Source organism: Pseudomonas frederiksbergensis (genome assembly GCF_001874645.1).
GTDB lineage: Bacteria > Pseudomonadota > Gammaproteobacteria > Pseudomonadales > Pseudomonadaceae > Aquipseudomonas > Aquipseudomonas frederiksbergensis_B.
In genome coordinates, this window is record NZ_CP017886.1 from 4,483,849 (window position 1) to 4,501,032 (window position 17,184).

Genomic DNA, 17,184 nt, shown 5'->3' on the forward strand with positions numbered 1-17,184 from the left:
ATAAAGCAGTGCCCGCTCTGCTTGATTGACCCATTCCCTCGGCTTTAACGAAATACCCTACATCATCCTCCGTTTGTCCTGACTTCATTCCCCGCGAAATCCCCGCACAGTCTCGCGTCCCACAGCGACCGCGCGAAGGATTGTGAATGCTCGATCCAAAAAAACTGCAGACCTTGAACACCGCCATTGGCCATCTGGTCATTGCTGCGCTGAACCCGAGAAGCCCGGATATTGCGGCGGTCTTCAATGACTTTCGGCACTGCCTCAGCGATTACGATTCTTGGGCCGAAAGTTTCTGGACGGGCGCAGCACTGGATGTCGAGCAGGTGTTCAAGGTCGGCAGCGAAGTCAGCCTCGCCGCACCGAAGCATTCGACCACACCGATCAGCGCCACCGTTGCGTCCTGTCCGGCCGGCGGATCATTGACCCTGGTGCACATGTTCCAGGCTGCGCGTTTCGTGCCGATCGGCAATACCCCGGTGATGCTTGAAGTTTTGATCGATGGGCCGGGTGGGGATGAGGTGGACGGCGAGCCAATCCACGTAATTATCGGCCCCAGCGGCCTCCTTGAAGTCCCCGAGTGCTGGCGTGGGCAGCGTCACCGAATCACCTTTTACCCCAACGTCTCTCAGGATCACGTCAAGGCGCTCTACGCCTCTTATCAAACCACCATTGCCGATCTTGAAGACTGGCTGCGAAGCGAGTGGACGAACGAGTTCCAGCCGTTGTGGGCGAGCTTTTCGCAACGCGGTTTTATCGAGCGCTACAACGCGTTGCAGCAGGCAGATCAACGGGGTGTTGAAAGCGCCTTGCTCGACCTCTGGGATGACGTTCAGCAGCTCTATCAACTGCTGGCCGACCTGCAAGCCAACAGTGAAAAACTCCTCGAGTACCTGACCCAGGCCGAGCTCGAAACCCTGCTCAACGCTTCCGCAGAAGCGATTGCCAATGGCTTGTTGGTGCTCAGCGATGAACCGTTTCTGTTCATCTATCTGACGGCCGTCACCAGTTGGCTGCGGATGCTGCCGCCGCAGTACGAAGCCGAAGTGATGGCCGAGATTCGCACGGGCGTGCTGATCGGATTGCTGCTGGCTTGCGTGACCGGGCCGATGGGGCTTGGGGCAGGCGTGAGCGCCAAAGTGCTGGGGAAGATCAAGTCACAGCGTGCTCGAAAGTGGCTGGCAGCCTTGAGCGTCCGGCTGGCGTTGGTGTCGAGCAACCAGCGTTTCAACAGTCACGCCGATGCGCTCAAGCCGCTGATGGTGAGCGCACACAAGGCGCCGCTCGCACCGACGCCCCGCGTGCCGTTGAAGATTAGCCCTGGTGACGCGCCGACCCTTTACGTGAAAAATCCGGCGGCCATCGCACGCGACAAATCTGGGCCCAGGACCCGCCTGAGCAAGCAGGAGCATCACGACAACGCCCCGGATCAGGCGAAAAATCCCAACGGTGCCAGCGCCGACACTACGGATAAAACCGCCACCCACAACTGCCCGGTGTCGATGGTCACCGGTGAAGAACTGCTGACCCTCACCGACGGCGAACTGGACGGCGTGCTGCCGTTCGCCTTCACCCGCTTGTACCGCACCAGCGCGGTGGAGATCGACAGCGGGCTGGGGTTTGGCTGGAGCCACTCGCTGGCGCATCGCCTGGAAATCGACGGCGATAACGTCGTCTGGATCGACCACGAAAACCGCCGCACGCGCTTCCCCAAACCCAGCGCCGAACGTCCGACGATCCACAACAGCCTGTCGCGGGCGGCGATTTACCTGGGCGACGACGTCGATGAACTGATCCTCGCCCAAGCCGGTGAGGCGACGTGTTTCTACCATTTTCGTGACGGTAACCTCACGGCCATCAGCGACCCTTACCACAACCGTCTGCGCATCACCCGCGATCGCCAGGCGCGGATCAAACGGCTGGACAACGGTGCTGGTCGCGCCTTGTTGTTGTGTTACGACCGACGACATCTGATCGCCGTCGACTATCAAGTCTATCGTGCGGCGGCGAATCCGGATGAAGCCTGGCACACCGAGCTAACCCTGGTCGCCTATCGCTATGACGACCGCCATCGACTGATCGAAGCCATCAACGCCGCTGGCGAAAGCGAGCGCTACGACTACGACGCTCAGGCGGTGATTCTCCAGCGGCAACTGGCCGGCGGCGCGAGTTTTTTCTGGGAGTGGGAGCGCGAAGGCAAAGCCGCTCGCTGCGTGCGTCACTGGGCGAGTTTTGCGCAGATGGATTCGCGCTACGTCTGGGACGACGACGGCAGCGTCACGGTACACAACGCCGATGGCAGCGAAGAGGTTTACGTCCACGACCAGCAGGCACGGTTGGTGCGCAAGGTCGGGCCGGACGGTGCCGAACACCTTAAGGCGTACGACGATAACGGTCAGTTGGTGGCCGAAAAAGATCCTCTCGGCGGCGTCACCCAATATACCTATAACGAAGCCGGGCGGTTGCTGGAGGTCATTGCGCCAGAAGACGAACCGACTTACTACGAGTATCACAACGGTTTTGTTCGGGTGATGCGTCGGGGCAAGGCGCGTTGGAAGTACCAGCGAAACATTCAGGGTGATATCACCGAACACATCGACCCTGATGGGCACATCACCCATTACCAGTACGATGATCGGGGCCGACTGTTGTCGATCCGCTATCCGGATAACAGTTGTCACGTCCTCACCTGGAACAACCTCGGGCAACTGACCGAGGAGCAACGACCGGACGGTAGTCGGTGGTGTTTCGCTTACGACGCGTTGGGTCGGCAAAGCCATCGTCAGGACGCACACGGTGCAGTCACCCGGTATCAATGGGACGTTGTCGGCCGACTGATCCAGACCACCTTGCCCGGTGGTGTCACCCGCGCCTTCAGCTATAACGCCTACGGCAAGCTCAGCGCCGAGCGCGATGAGTCGGGCCAGGTCACGCGCTACGAATACGCCGATGACCTGCACCTGGTCAGCCGTCGGATCAACGCCGACGGCACTCAGTTGCGCTATCGCTATGACAACGCACGGCTGTTGCTCAGCGAGATCGAAAACGAAGCAGGCGAAAAGTATCAGCTGGCGTACGGCGTCAACGGGCTGATCGAGCAAGAGACCGGTTTTGATGGTCGACGCACCGCGTACCGCTATGACCTCAACGGCCATCTGCTGGAAAAAACCGAGTTTGGCGACGATGGTTCACGGTGGATTACGGGTTATCAACGTAATACCGCTGGACGTCTGTTGGTCAAAACCCTGGCTGACGGCAACCAGGTCAATTACCACTACGATGCCTTAGGCCGGCTGGTCAGCGTCATTGACGGCAACGACTGGCCGCTGGAGTTCGAGTACGACCCGCAAGACCGGTTGATCACTGAGCATCAAGGCTGGGGCACCCTGCGTTATCGTTACAACGCTTGCGGTCAACTCGATCAGCTGCGCCTGCCGGACAACAGTACGCTCGACTACCACCACGCCAAGGGCGGGGTGCTGACCGCCATCGACCTCAACGGCACGCGGCTGACCACGCACATCTTTGACGCTGGACGCGAGCAGCAACGCCAGCAGGGCCAACTGCTCAGTCGGTATCATTACGATGAACAGGGCCGGTTGCACGCCCACGCCGTCTCTCTCGCTGAGCAACCACGCTATCGCCGCGATTACGTCTACAGCGCCAACGGCAACCTCGACCTCATCGCCGACAGTCGTCACGGCCAGCGCAATTATCACTATGATCCGCTGAACCGCCTGGTTCGTGTACGCCATTCCCGCGATCCACACCCGGAAAGCTTCGGCCATGACCCGGCTGGCAACCTGCAGATGCAGGATCGTCCGGGGCTGGCGACGATCAAAGGCAATCGCCTGCTGCTGCAAGGCGACCGCCATTATGACTACGACGCCTTCGGCAACCTGATCCGTGAGCGTCGTGGCACCGCGCAGAAACTCGTCACCGAATACCGCTACGACTGCCAGCACCGGTTGATCGGCGTCACGCGGCCGGACGGCAGAACCGCCAGCTACCGCTATGACGCCTTTGGCCGTCGCATCGCCAAAACCGTCGACGGCCACACCACCGGGTTCTTCTGGCAAGGCGACAACCTCGTCGCCGAAAGCGGCAAAGCACACTACCGCAGCTACCTCTACGAACCCGGAAGCTTCCGCCCCCTGGCCATGCTCGACGGCAAAGGCCCGCGCAAGGCCTGCCCGTTCTACTACCAACTCGACCACCTCGGCACACCGCAAGAGCTCACCGACTACAGCGGCGAGATCGTCTGGTCCGCGACCTACAAGGCCTACGGCAAACTCGCCAGCCTGAAGCACTTTGGCGAAGAACAGCGTGAGCAGCCGTTGCGGTTTCAGGGGCAGTATTTCGACGCCGAATCAGGCCTGCATTACAACCGGCATCGCTACTACAATCCAGATATCGGCCGCTACCTGACACCCGACCCGAGCAAGCTGGCGGGTGGGATTAACGGGTATCAGTACACCCCGAATCCGACGGGGTGGGTGGATCCGTTGGGGTTGAGTGACTGCCCGGGGGCAGGTAAGTGCAAGAAGCCGGGGGAGGCGGAAAATCCGGCGGGGAAGGCGGGGGTTGATGAGGGTGAGGCTAAACTTCCCACATATCCAGAAGAAAAGTATTTATATCGTGGGGATGGACGTCATCCCGATGAGATTTTTGAACAAGGTTTTAAACCTAAGGGGGATAGCAATGATTTACTGCTTCACTCGCTTGATAGTAACAAGCCTCCGAGCAATTTTGTTAGTACCTCTCCCGTTAGAGACGTAGGAATAGATTTTGCGACGAAATTCAATATGAGAAGTGGCTTTTTGTACACGATGCGGATGATCCCGGGTAGAGATCTGAAGATTGAGTTAGGCAAGAAGTATAAATTTCCAAGTGAGCGAGAGATAGCAATACAAGGTGGTATTAGACGTAAGGATATTTTAGGTGTTACGCCCATTGGTGCTGATGGTCGTAGCGCGCGTTACACTATCTTGAATCCAAACAAGGAGTAGAGAGTGGACTGTGTAGAGATTGTAGTTATCAAAAACGGTAGGCGTGAGCTTGCTAAGCTTTTCTGCGACTCGAAAAAGTTGACCATTAATTTTGTTATGGCGGATGGATATAGCAAAATTTATTCTGGAACGGACTTTTACAAATGTTTCGGGCATGTTAGAGAGGGTCACCCTGATGTGGTATTTTTGTGTAAGGGCGCCAAAATAAACGTGCATCCTTCTAGCATGTCTTCTCAGATGTCGCTCGGAGTAAAAGCATATGAACTCACAATGGGGAAGTACGCTTTGAGAAGCGATGTGGTGAATATATTCGATTATGAAGAGGAAAATTTGACCAACGACCCGAATGTGCAAAGAGACTTCTATATGCGCTGGGTCGAATCAGACATTTCGGATGAGTAGCGAGTCCGGAAAAATAAAAAATGGAGAGGGCTTTTTAATCTAAAACCGCTATGCATCCGATTACCAACGCGCCAATTTCTACAAACTATGCAGTTGAGGTGCTACCCCCAAACTATCAATCACATAAACACTACCCCCTGCACATTCTTCGCATGGTGCTTGGCCTGTGAGGCCATTTCTGCGAGTTGGCTGGCGTCGAGTTGTCCGCAGGCCTGTGGGTGTAAATGCACCACGCCGATCGACAGCGACAGCAGCGCGAATTCCTGGCGCACGCCCTGACGATTGGGCGCGATGAAGCAGCCGGCTTCGAGGTGTTCGCTGCGGTAGAAGCGTCGGCATTGGCTGTGGAAGTCCTCGAGCAGCTGGTTCAGGCGCTTGCGCCAGTCTTCCGGGCCGAGGACCAGCAGAAAATCATCGCCGCCGATATGGCCGACGAAATCGCGGCTGGGGTCGACGCGGTCGTTCAGGCATTGCGCCAGACACAGCAGGACTTCGTCGCCGCGGCCGTAGCCGTAGATATCGTTGAACGGCTTGAAACTGTCGATGTCGACGTAGCAGATCACTGACTCGCGGCTCTGTTGCAACAGCCGGGTCAAGCACTGCTGGATCGGCACATTGCCCGGCAACAGGGTCAGCGGATTGGCGTAGCGGGCTTGTTGGATTTTCAGTTCGGTAATCAGTTTGAGCACGTCGATTACCCGACCCAGGCCCAGATAGCCGCCGTTGAGGGTGATGATGAAATCCTCTTCGATGCGCTGCCGGGCGCGGCTGGTGATCAGGCGGCTGACCTGTTGCAGCGACTGGCTGAGCTCGACGGCGAGGAAGTCGTCGTTCATCAGTCGGCTGATCGGTTTGCGCGCGAACAGGTCGGTGGCAAACGGCTTGAGCAGCGCATCGGACAGCGAATGACGGTGGACGATGCCACAGGGCTGACCGAGTTCGTCGAGCACTGCCAGCGAGTTCAGGTTGGCCTGACGACGGAAGGCTTCCAGTACGTCAGCGGTAGGTGTATCGCGGTCAACCGCCGGATGTTCGTTGAGCAGGGCGCTGAGGTCACTGCCTTCATCGTTGAGCGCCACTGCGCTGCTGTCGTGCTTGGGCATCATTGTCCGGGCGTCCCGTGGCGGATGCTCCTGCGGACGGCACAGCAGATAGCCCTGCACCAGGTCGACCCCCATCTCGGTCAACACCGCGAGTTCTTCCGGCAGTTCGATACCTTCGGCAATGACTTGTGCCCGCGAGGCTTTGGCGATCTGCAGGATCGAGCCGACGAATTCGCGCTTGAGCGCATCCTGATGAATGCCATCGATGAAATGCCGATCGATCTTCACATAATCCGGACGCAACTCCGACCAGAGTCGCAGGCTCGAATACCCGGCCCCCAAGTCATCCAATGCAATCGAAAAACCCATGGCTCGGTAGTGATGCAGCGCGTTTTGCAGCAACTGAAAATCGTCGGTCGGGGTTTGCTCGGTAAGCTCGATCACCACCTGACTGGGCGGGATGCCGAAGTCCTGGAGCATTTGCAGGGTTCTACCGGGTTGGTGGCCGGCTTCGAGCAACGATTCGGGAGAGACATTGAGAAAGAGCTTGCCCGGTAACTGTTGTTCATTGAAGCGACGACAGGCGCTGTGTCGGCAGGCCATTTCCAGTTCGCTGAGACGGCCAGCCTGGCGGGCCACGGCGAACAACGCGATGGGCGAATGCAGAGGGCTGTTGGAGGGACCGCGACTGAGGGCTTCGTAACCGAGGATGCGTCGTTCGGACAGTGAAACGATCGGCTGGAACAGGCTGTGCAAGCCACTTTGAGCCAGAATTGAACTCAAGGCACTCAGCTGTTCGGTCGTGGTCATGGCGATCTCTGGCGATAAAAAAAGGACTGGGCCCGCTCTTTTTCAGAGAGCGCGCCCAGTCCTTTATTTCACGACAGAATGATGACTGTTTGATGACGATCCGGGGAGCGTCAGCATTAAATTGCCATCACTTTTTGTTGCTGGCGACCGCGGTGTTCAGCTTCAAGTAATCCAGCAGAATCCGCCCGGTTTCGCTCAGGTAGGCATCGTCTTCCGGTTTGGTCTTTTCTGGCTCGGCCGCGATGGCGTCTTCGTCTTCTTTCTTCAGTTCTTTGAGCGGCTCTTCGCCCTTGGCCTTGCGGCGGATGTTTTCCATCACCAGCTGCTTGGCTTCGATATCGGCGTGTTGCGCGCGACGTTCGGCTTCATTGAGGCTGATGGTTTTTTCTGCCATCAGCTTCTGGGCCAGCGCCAGTTTGTCGCGAATGAATACAAACTCAGCGTCTTTGGCCGAACGAGCGTCATGCTCGGACTTGAGCTGCGCCAGGTACGGTTTGAACGGGTCGACTGCCGGTTTGATGGCCGCGCGAATGGTGTCCCACGGCATGGATTCCGGCAGGGCACTCTCGCCGATTTCCTTGGTGTCGATGATCGACGGGAAGTCGACATCCGGCAGCACGCCCTGATGCTGGGTGCTCTGCCCGGAAACCCGGTAGAACTTGGCCAACGTCAGTTTCAGCTCGCCATGGTTCAGCGGCTGGATGGTTTGCACGGTGCCTTTACCGAAGGTCTGGCCGCCGATGATCAGCGCGCGGTGGTAGTCCTGCATGGCGCCGGCGAAAATCTCCGAAGCCGAAGCAGACAGGCGGTTGACCAGCAACGCCATCGGGCCTTTGTAGAAGGCGCCCGGGCTTTCGTCTTCCAGTACATCGACCCGGCCGTCGGCGTTACGTACCAGCACGGTCGGACCTTTGTCGATGAACAGACTGGTCAGCTCGGTGGCTTCCTGCAAGGAACCGCCGCCGTTGTTGCGCAAGTCGATGACCACACCGTCGACCTTGTCTTTTTGCAGTTCGGTCAGCAGCTTCTTGACGTCGCGGGTGGTGCTCTTGTAATCAGGATCACCTGCGCGGAAGGCCTTGAAGTCCAGGTAGAAGGCCGGGATCTCGATGACGCCGAGCTTGTAGTCCTTGCCGTCCTGTTTGAGGCTGAGGATCGACTTCTTCACCGCCTGATCTTCAAGCTTTACCGCTTCGCGGGTGATCGAGACGATCTTGGTGGTCTGGTCGTTTGGCGCATTGCTGGCCGGGATCACTTCCAGGCGCACCACGGTGCCTTTCGGTCCACGGATCAGCTTGACCACTTCGTCCAGGCGCCAACCGACGACGTCGACCATTTCTTTGCTGCCTTGGGCAACGCCGATGATCTTGTCGGCCGGTGCAACCTGTTTGGTCTTGTCCGCCGGGCCTGCCGGCACCAGACGTACGACTTTCACCTGGTCGTTATCGCTCTGCAACACGGCGCCGATGCCTTCCAGCGACAGGCTCATGTTGATGTCGAAATTCTCCGCGTTATCCGGTGACAGATAGTTGGTGTGCGGGTCGTAGGACATGGCGAAGTTGTTGATGTACGCCTGGAAGATGTCTTCCGGACGGGTCTGATCCAGGCGCGACAGCTGATTCTTGTAGCGCTTGGTCAGGGTTTCCTGAATCTGTTTAGAGTCTTTGCCGGCGATCTTCATCCGCAGCACTTCGTCCTTGACGCGTTTGCGCCACAGGTCGTCGAGCTCGGCAGTGGTCTTGAGCCACGGGGCGTCCTTGCGATCGATCAGCAAGGTTTCCCGGGTGGTGAAGTCCATCTTGTCGACGCCTTTGCTCAGCTCGACCAAGGCGAAGTCCAGACGCGCTTTGACGCGGTCCAGATAGCGCTTGTAGATGGTGAACCCGGCGTTCAGGTCGCCGCTTTTGAGAAACTCGTCAAACTGGTTTTTCCATTTGTCGAATTCGGCAATGTCGCTGGCCAGAAAATAACTGCGCGACGGATCCAGCAGCTTCAGATAGCTGTCGTAGATGATCGCGGAGCGCGCGTTATCGAGCGGCGGCTTGCTGTAATGGTGGCGCTTGAGCAACTCGACGACGTTAAGGCTGGCAATCACCTCATCACGATCGGGCTGAAGGTTGTCCCAGCTATTGGCTGCGAACGTAGTGGGCGACAGCGACAAGCTGCCCAGGCCAATGAAAAGCGCGAGTGCGGTGCTGGGGAACAAATGCTTCATGCTGATTCGACGCGGGGGCAATTGATAACGCATATTAGGCCGTCTTTAAAGTCGCCGGTTCCACAAGGCTCTACGCAAACTGCTCGCGTCTCGATCATGCTGAGTCAAAACAGCCTGATCACCACTCGGTGAGTTTTCGTACGACCTTGGGTCGGTCGCATAATGCAAAAAAACCCGGCGCTACAGCATCGGGCTCAGTCCAGACTCACTATGGAGGCACTGTGAAAGCATTGCAAGGCGTTGAAGGTCGAGTGGCGTGGGTTGAAGAGCCCAGTCCGACGTGTGACGTAGGACAAGTTCGCATTCGAGTGGTGGCAGCGGGCCTCAATCGAGCCGATTTGTTACAGAAAGCGGGGCTCTATCCACCACCACCGGGAGCCAGTCAGGTCCTGGGTCTGGAGTGTTCAGGCGTGATCAGCGAGGTCGGCGCGGGGTCGTCCTGGCAGGTCGGTGACCGGGTCTGTGCACTGTTGGCGGGCGGTGGGATGGCCGAAGAAGTGGTGGTCGATGGCCGTCACGTATTGCCCGTGCCCGAGGGCTTGTCGCTGGTCGAAGCGGCAGCGTTGCCAGAGGTCTACAGCACCGCCTGGCTGAATTTGTTCCAATTGGCTGCGCTCAAACCGGGTGAGAAAGTTCTCCTGCACGCCGGGGCAAGTGGAGTGGGTTCAGCTGCCATTCAGCTATGCAAGGCATTCGGCAACCCGTGTTGGGTCAGCGTCGGTTCCGCGGATCGGCTGGCCTACTGCGAGGCGCTGGGTGCGCAAGGCGGGGTGGTACGCACCGATGGGCTGGAGGGTTTGCGTGACCTGGGGCCGTTCGATGTGATCCTCGATCCGGTTGGCGCCAACTACGCCGCGCTGAACCTGAAGTTACTGGCGCGCGACGGCCGCTGGGTGTTGATCGGTCTGATGGGGGGGCGTGAAGCGCAGCTGGATTTGGCGCAAGTACTGGCCAAACGGATTCAGTTGCTGGGTTCGACCCTGCGCAGCCGCGACGAGCAGTTCAAGGCCGATCTGTTCAGCGATCTACGCCTGCATGTCTGGCCGCTGTTCGCCGAAGGGCGCCTGAGCCCGCAACTGGCCAGGACCTTCCTGATCAAGGACGCTGAAGCAGCATTTGCCGAGCTTGCGACCAATCAGGTGTCGGGCAAGTTGGTGCTGGTGATTGACGAGAGTCTGGTCTAAGCCGCGAAAAGATCGCAGCCTGCGGCAGCTCCTACAGAGGAAGTGTGGTCCACGTAGGCGCTGGCGAAGGCTCGGGCCGCGTTCGGACGATCTTTTGCTTTTACGTCCAGAGATGAATCGGCCAGCCGGCCTTTTCAGCGTGCTCGAGCAGTACCGGATCCGGGTTGACCACATGCGGATGGTCGACTTTGATCAGCAACGGCAGATCGTTGCGTGAGTCCGAATAGAAACTCGCGCCTTCAAGGTTCTCCTCTTCGGCGTCCAGCCACTCCAGCAAGCGAGTGATCTTGCCTTCGCGATAAGTCAGGGTGCCGACTGTGTTGCCGCTGTAGACCCCGTGAGTCACTTCCAGCTCTATACCAAGGATCTCGTCAATGCCGAGGCGTTTGGCAATGGGTTTGACCAGGTGTGTGCCCGAAGCGGAGATCACCAGAATCCGGTCGCCGGCCTTGCGGTGCTCGGCGATGGCTTTGCAGGCGTCGCTGAAGATGATCGGTTCGATTACGTCCTCGACCCATGGCGCCACAAGGTGCTCGACTTCTTCCGGGGTGCGTCCGGCCAGCGGTTCCAGGCTGAAGGCCATATAGTCCTCCATGGCCAGATGACCCTTGCCATAGGCATCCATCAATTCCCTGTCGCGACGCAAGAACGATTCGCCGTCGACCCAACCGAGGCGAACCATCTGCTCGCTCCACAGCGAGGCGCAGTCGCCGTGGATCAGGGTTTCGTCCAGATCAAAAATTGCCAAAGCCATCAGTGCTGCTCTCTCTTTAACATCAGTGTGCACAGCGAAAACATCAGGCTACCTCACACAGGGCCGTCGGATCGATGGAAAGTGCCAGCCGTTGACCGTCGGCATGCAGATCGGCCGCCGAACGGTTCAGTACATCCACCACCAGTTCCACGCCACGGGCCTCGACTCGATAGCGGATCACGTTGCCCAGCAGGCTGTGGCTGCGGATAAGCGCATTGGGCTCGCCATGGCGGCTCAGTTCGATGGCTTCCGGGCGAATCGCTATGCGGCCATTGATCGGGCGTTGCAGCAGCTTGCTGGCGCTGGTGGCGTCGAGCAGGTTGTAGTTGCCGATGAAGCCGGCGGCAAACACATCGACCGGCGCGGTGTAGAGCGTTTCCGCATCGCCGCTCTGGACGATCTTGCCCTGGTTCATCAGGAAGATCCGGTCGGACATGGTCAGGGCTTCTTCCTGATCGTGCGTCACGAAAATCGTGGTCAGCCCCAGCTCGCGCTGGATCTGCCGGATCTGCTCGCGCAAGTGTTTGCGGATTCGTGCATCGAGTGCCGACAGCGGCTCATCGAGCAGTAGCAAGCGTGGTCGGGTGACCAGCGAGCGGGCGAGGGCGACACGCTGGCATTGGCCGCCAGACAATTGATGCGGGTAACGGCTGGCAAAGTCGTTCAGCTCCACCAGTTGCAACACTTCGAGCACGCGCTTGCGGCTGTCGTCGGCGTTGACCTTTTGCATGCGCAAACCGAAGGCGACGTTCTGCTCCACGGTCATGTTGGGGAACAGTGCGTAGCTCTGGAATACCATGCCGATCCCGCGTTTCTGCGGGCTCAGCGGCACCAGGTCCTGGCCGTCGAGCAGGATCTTGCCGTCGTCCACGGCTGTCAGCCCGGCGATGCAGCGCAGCAGGGTCGACTTGCCGCAACCGGAGGGGCCGAGCAGGGTGACGAACTCGCCTTTCTGGATTTCGCAGTTGATGTCGCTGAACACCGGAGTGCCGGCGGAGCCTGTTTGTGAATAGCTTTTTTGCAGGTGTTGGACGCTGACATAGCTCATTGGCTTTTGTCCTTGTTCAAGATATTGGCCGCCCAGGTCAGAACCAGCACAAAGAAAAAGTAGGAAATCACCAGTGCGCTGGTGAAGTGACCGCTGCTGTTACGCATGTTGTTGAGGTAGACCTGCAGGGTTTCGTAGCGCGTGCCGACGAGGATGTTGGCGAACACGAACTCGCCGAAGAGGAACGAGAACGACAACAGCAACGCCACCATCAAGCCCTTGCGCAGGTTCGGCAGCACTACCAGGAATGCCGCCTGCCAGGTGCTGGCACCGAGCAGTTGGGCGGAGTCCATCAAGTCGCGCAGGTTGATCGCCTGCAGGTTGTTAGTGATCGCCCGGTACATGAACGGCAGCGCCACGGTGAAGTAGCAACCGACCAGAATCCACGGTGTGCCGACCATCGCGAATGGTCCCGATCCATAGAGCTGCAACAGCCCCACCGAAGACACCACCGGCGGCACTGCGAAGGGCAGCAGGATCAGGATGTTCATCAGCGCGTCGAGTTTCGGGAAGTGGTAATGCACCACGAACAGCAGCGGCAGAATCAGCACCACTGACAAAATCAGCGCACCGATGCAGACCAGTAGCGACTGGCCGAAGGCACCGAGAAAACGCGGGTCGCTCCACAGCTGGATGTACCACTTGAAGGTAAAGCCGCTGGGCAGAACGGTTGCCGACCAACTGCTGGCGATCGAATAGATCAGCGTCCCGGCCAGCGGCAACAACAGAATGGCAAACAGCAGGTAAACCACCACTCGGTGATAGACACCGGCGGGGCCCAGTTCAGCGCGAGACATGGTAGCTCCTCTTCAACAGCAACTGATGGACCACCGTTACCAGGGTCATCAACGCCACCAGCACAACGGCCAGGGCACTGGCCATGTTCGGGTCCAGGGAAATGTCGCCCGAGACCATCGCCGCGATGCGGATCGGCAGCACGTTGAAGTTGCCGGTGGTTAGGGCGTAAACCGTGGCATAGGCACCGAGGGCGTTGGCCAGCAGGATCACGAATGTGCCGAGCAAGGCCGGGGTCAACACCGGCAAACCGATGTGTCGCCAGAACTGCCAGCCGTTGGCGCCGAGCAGGGCCGCCGATTCGCGCCAGTCTTCACGCAGGGCGTCGAACGCCGGGTAAAGCAGCAGCACGCCAAGGGGTATCTGGAAGTAGGTGTAGAGGATGATCAGCCCGGTTTTCGAGTACAGGTTGAAGTCCTGAATGATCCCGGCCTGTTTGAGCATGATGGTGAAGCTGCCGTTGAACCCCAGCAGGATGATGAACGCAAAGGCCAGTGGTACGCCGGCGAAGTTGCTGGTCATGTTGGCGAAGGCGTTGACGAAGTTGCGAAGCTTTGAGTCGACCCGGCGCAGCGAGTAACTGCCGAGGATCGCAATGACGATACCAAACACGCTGGACCAGAAGCTGATCTCAAGGCTGTACTGGATCGCCTGCATATAGAACTTCGAGCTGAAGATCTTGTTGAAGTTGGCCAGGCCCCAACCGAACTCTTCCGATTGCACACTGTTGATCAGCACCCAGCACAGCGGGGCGATCTGGAACACGATGAAGAAAATGGCGAAGGGCACCAGGCACAACGCCGCCAGCCATTTGCCACGGGTGATTGAGTTCACTTGAGCAGCTCCCGGCAGACAGGTTTGTCGTGGGCAACACCCAACAACTCGCAGACCGTGCCGCACAGTTCGGTTTGTTTGGGGGCGGCGTCGGGATTGAAGCTGAAGGCATCACCGATGACGAACAGCGGTACTTCACGTTCTTCTGCGAGCAGGCCGTTGTGGGAGCGGTCGTTGTTCATGCCGTGGTCGGCGGTCACCAGCACCTGATAACCGGCGTCGAGCCAGCCTTGCAGGTAGTCGGCGAGGATGATGTCGGCCGAGCGGGCGCTGTTGCGGTATTGCGCAGTGTCGAGGCCGTGCTTGTGCCCGGCATCGTCGATGTTCATGGGGTGAACCAACAGAAAGTTCGGCGTATGGCGCAGACGCAGGTTTTCGGCATCGGCGAACAGGTGCGAATCGGGGTAGTGATCGGACCAGTAGAAATGCGCGTGCTGGATCGGCAGTTCAGTGTTGTCGGTGTGGCGGTCGCGGGCCGCGATGAACGGCGAGCGGTTATACAACTCGCTGACCCAGTGGTAGGCCGCAGCGGCGGTGCTGAGCCCGGCGGCGGTGGTGTAGTGGAACACGCTGCGCTGGTTGGACAGGCGCGACACGTTGTTGTGGACGATGCCGCTGTCGATCGGCGTAACGCCGGTCAAAATGCATTCGTAGAGTGGGCGCGAGAGAGACGGAAGTTCGCATTCGAGTTTGTAGAGTGCGGCTTTTTTGGCGTTGGCGTAGGCCTGCAAATGCCCCATGGCATGCCGCGCGACCTCGTAGTTCAGGCCGTCGAGCACCACAAGGATGACGTTGTGCTTCATGGGGGAGGAAACTCCAGAATCAGGTGGCCGTAGGAGCTGGCGAAGCCTGCGATCTTTTGATCTTTGCCTTGAAACTCAAGAGAGCCCGAGAAAAAGATCGCAGCCTTCGGCGGCTCCTACGGATGCAGCATTACTGCATATTGATGATGACTTCTTCCTGCCACTTCTGCGGCAGGGCCTTGGAGGTTTTCTCCCAGGCGTCGGCATCTTTGATCGATTTAGGCTTGGCTGCTTCGTATTGCGCGGCAGGGATCAGGTTTTTCTCTACATCAGCCGGTAGTTTCAGGCCCGTTTCAGCACGAATCGGGCGAGCATTACCGCGCGCCAGGTTGATTTGGCCGGCGTCGCTGAAGATGTACTCGCGGGTCAGTTTGGCAGCGTTCGGATTCTTGGCGTATTTGTTGATAATGGTGGTGTAGCCGGACTTCACCGAACCATCGGACGGGATCAGCACAACGTAGTCATCCGGGTTTACCATCTTGGCTTTATAGCTCAGGCCGTTGAAGTCCCAGACCACACCGACTTCGACTTCACCCTTTTCCATGGTGGCAATGGTCGGGTTGGCCAGCGACAGGCGACCTTGCTTGGCGATCTCGGCGAACATCTCCAGGGCGGGTTGAATGTTCTTTTCATCACCGCCGTTGGCGATGGCGGCGGCCAGTACACCGTTGGCGGCTTGTGCAGCGGTGCTCACGTCACCTATGGACACCTTGTATTTACCGGTTTTCAGGTCAGCCCACTTTGTCGGGGCTTCGGAACCGTGCAGCAGCTTCTTGTTGACGATGAACGCGATGGTGCCGGTGTAGGCCAGCGCCCAGTTACCGTCCTTGTCCTTGGCCCAGTCCGGAACTTGCGCCCAGGTGCTTGGTTTGTACGGTTGAACCACGCCTTGCTTGACTGCGATCGGGCCGAAGGCGGCGCCGACGTCGCCGATATCAGCACTGGCGTTGTCTTTTTCGGCAGCGAACTTGGCCACTTCCTGGGCCGAGCTCATGTCGGTGTCGATGTGCTTGAGACCGTACTTTTTGGAGAGGTCTTCCCAGGTTCCTTTCCAGTTGGCCCAGTCATCGGGCATGCCGACGCTGTTGACGGTGCCTTCCGCCTTCGCTGCGGTTTCCAAGGCTTTTAAATCGGTATCAGCCGCCATGGCTGCGGTGCACATGGCAATGGTCGAGCCTAACAGTGATGCCAGGAAAAGCTGTTTCATCCGAAGCTCCTTTGGGCGTATTCAACGCTGCGCTTTTATCTACGTTTGCGGTTGGGTTGGTCTAGGTCAGCAATACCTGAGCCAATTTAGGTGAGCTGGATGACACTTTGATGTCGGTATCAGGCGCGCTCGCATTCTTTTCGCTCGGGAGTACAGGCTGCGAGCTAAGCGTAGACCATGGTCAGAAGGCCGGTTTGCAAGGATTTGGCCGCTTATTTGCAAAGAACTGGATCAGCCGTTCGGCGACTTTGTCATCGATCAGTCATATGGATTGCCTAGGCTTGCAATACGTTTCAGGACGCGTTTTTTAGCGCAGTCCTGCCCCGAAACAGTGCTGGTCTAGTCCAGATAGGTAACGTTGATGCGCGAAGAGGCAACGAAAGCGGTGACAGCCATCGGCCAGGTGCTCCAGGAGCAGATCGACCACGGTCTGTTGGCGCCCGCGAGCAAGCTGCCGGCCGAGCGCAAGCTCAGTGAGTTGTTCGGGACCACGCGGATCACCGTGCGTGAGGCGTTGTTGCAGTTGGAGGCGCAGGGGCAGATTTATCGCGAGGAGCGGCGCGGCTGGTTTGTCTCGCCACCGCGACTGGCCTATAACCTGATACAGCGCAGTCACTTTCACGCGATGGTCAGTGCGCAGGGGCGGGTGCCGTCGACCGAGGTGATTTCGGCGCGCTTGCAACCGGCGTCAGCGGCGGTGTGTGCCTGGTTGCAGTTGCCAGCGTTGTCGAGCGTGATTCAGATCTGCCGTTCAAGGCGTATTGATGGGCGGTTGGTTTTGTATGTCGAGCACTATTTGAATCCGCAGTTTTTTCCGGGGATTCTGGCGTTCGATCTCAATCAGTCGATTACCGAGTTGTATGCGCGGCATTACGACTTGCACTATGGGCGGGTGCGGTTCGAGATTGTACCGACCTCGTTGCCGGTGGACGCGGCGGCGGCGTTGCGGGTGTCGCTGGGGAGTCCGGGGTTACGGATTGCGCGGGTCAATTATGATCAGCATGGGCGGTTGATCGATTGTGATCTGGAGTTTTGGCGGCATGATGCGATTCATGTCGGGGTGGATGTGGTCTGAGGTCT

Annotated in this window: 11 protein-coding genes and 1 pseudogene; 4 read left to right on the forward strand and 8 right to left on the reverse strand. The window is 58.5% G+C overall.

All coding sequences use genetic code 11. From position 1 onward, the window contains the following. Positions 1-146: 146 nt before the first annotated feature. Both BLL42_RS21465 and BLL42_RS21470 read left to right on the forward strand, forming a co-directional pair. Positions 147-5,009 (forward strand): RHS repeat-associated core domain-containing protein, encoded by a 4,863-nt coding sequence (locus BLL42_RS21465; protein ID WP_071553961.1) that lies wholly within the window; start codon positions 147-149, stop codon positions 5,007-5,009. A gap of 3 nt (positions 5,010-5,012) precedes the next feature. Next, complete coding sequence (locus BLL42_RS21470) at positions 5,013-5,411, forward strand: hypothetical protein (protein ID WP_071553963.1); 399 nt, start codon at positions 5,013-5,015, stop codon at positions 5,409-5,411. A gap of 78 nt (positions 5,412-5,489) precedes the next feature. On the opposite strand, the pseudogene BLL42_RS21475 reads toward BLL42_RS21470, so the two are convergent. Beyond that, a pseudogene (locus tag BLL42_RS21475) lies at positions 5,490-7,264 on the reverse strand (bifunctional diguanylate cyclase/phosphodiesterase). Between the two features lie 127 nt (positions 7,265-7,391). Next, on the reverse strand, positions 7,392-9,479 hold the full coding sequence (locus BLL42_RS21480; protein ID WP_167368544.1) for a carboxy terminal-processing peptidase: 2,088 nt from the start codon (positions 9,477-9,479) through the stop codon (positions 7,392-7,394). A 221-nt stretch (positions 9,480-9,700) separates the two neighbouring features. Here BLL42_RS21480 and BLL42_RS21485 point away from each other — a divergent pair, with 221 nt between their 5' ends. Beyond that, entirely contained in the window at positions 9,701-10,663 is a 963-nt protein-coding gene (locus tag BLL42_RS21485) for a zinc-binding dehydrogenase (protein ID WP_071553967.1), read from the forward strand. A 100-nt stretch (positions 10,664-10,763) separates the two neighbouring features. On the opposite strand, the gene BLL42_RS21490 is transcribed toward BLL42_RS21485, so the two are convergent. From BLL42_RS21490 to BLL42_RS21515, 6 genes are all read right to left on the reverse strand, one after another. Next, positions 10,764-11,417, reverse strand: coding sequence for an HAD family hydrolase (locus BLL42_RS21490; protein WP_071553969.1), 654 nt, complete (start codon positions 11,415-11,417; stop codon positions 10,764-10,766). A gap of 43 nt (positions 11,418-11,460) precedes the next feature. Next, positions 11,461-12,465, reverse strand: a complete 1,005-nt coding sequence (locus BLL42_RS21495) for an ABC transporter ATP-binding protein (RefSeq protein ID WP_071553971.1) — start codon at positions 12,463-12,465, stop codon at positions 11,461-11,463. Further along, positions 12,462-13,262, reverse strand: a complete 801-nt coding sequence (locus tag BLL42_RS21500) for an ABC transporter permease (RefSeq protein ID WP_071553973.1) — start codon at positions 13,260-13,262, stop codon at positions 12,462-12,464. Before BLL42_RS21500 ends, BLL42_RS21495 begins: the two co-directional genes overlap by 4 nt. Further along, positions 13,249-14,094: an ABC transporter permease gene (locus BLL42_RS21505; protein WP_071553975.1), complete on the reverse strand. Its 846-nt coding sequence runs from the start codon at positions 14,092-14,094 to the stop codon at positions 13,249-13,251. The genes BLL42_RS21500 and BLL42_RS21505 overlap by 14 nt, the downstream gene beginning before the upstream one ends. Continuing rightward, positions 14,091-14,897 (reverse strand): alkaline phosphatase family protein, encoded by an 807-nt coding sequence (locus tag BLL42_RS21510; protein WP_071553977.1) that lies wholly within the window; start codon positions 14,895-14,897, stop codon positions 14,091-14,093. The genes BLL42_RS21505 and BLL42_RS21510 overlap by 4 nt, the downstream gene beginning before the upstream one ends. A 130-nt stretch (positions 14,898-15,027) precedes the next feature. Next, positions 15,028-16,104 carry an ABC transporter substrate-binding protein gene (locus BLL42_RS21515; RefSeq protein ID WP_071553978.1) on the reverse strand — a complete coding sequence of 359 codons (1,077 nt, stop codon included), beginning with the start codon at positions 16,102-16,104 and terminating at the stop codon, positions 15,028-15,030. A gap of 361 nt (positions 16,105-16,465) precedes the next feature. Between BLL42_RS21515 and phnR the strand changes: the two genes are divergently transcribed. After that, the gene (gene phnR, locus BLL42_RS21520; RefSeq protein ID WP_071553980.1) at positions 16,466-17,179 is read left to right on the forward strand and encodes a phosphonate utilization transcriptional regulator PhnR; all 714 of its coding nucleotides are present in this window, start codon (positions 16,466-16,468) and stop codon (positions 17,177-17,179) included. Positions 17,180-17,184: the final 5 nt, after the last annotated feature.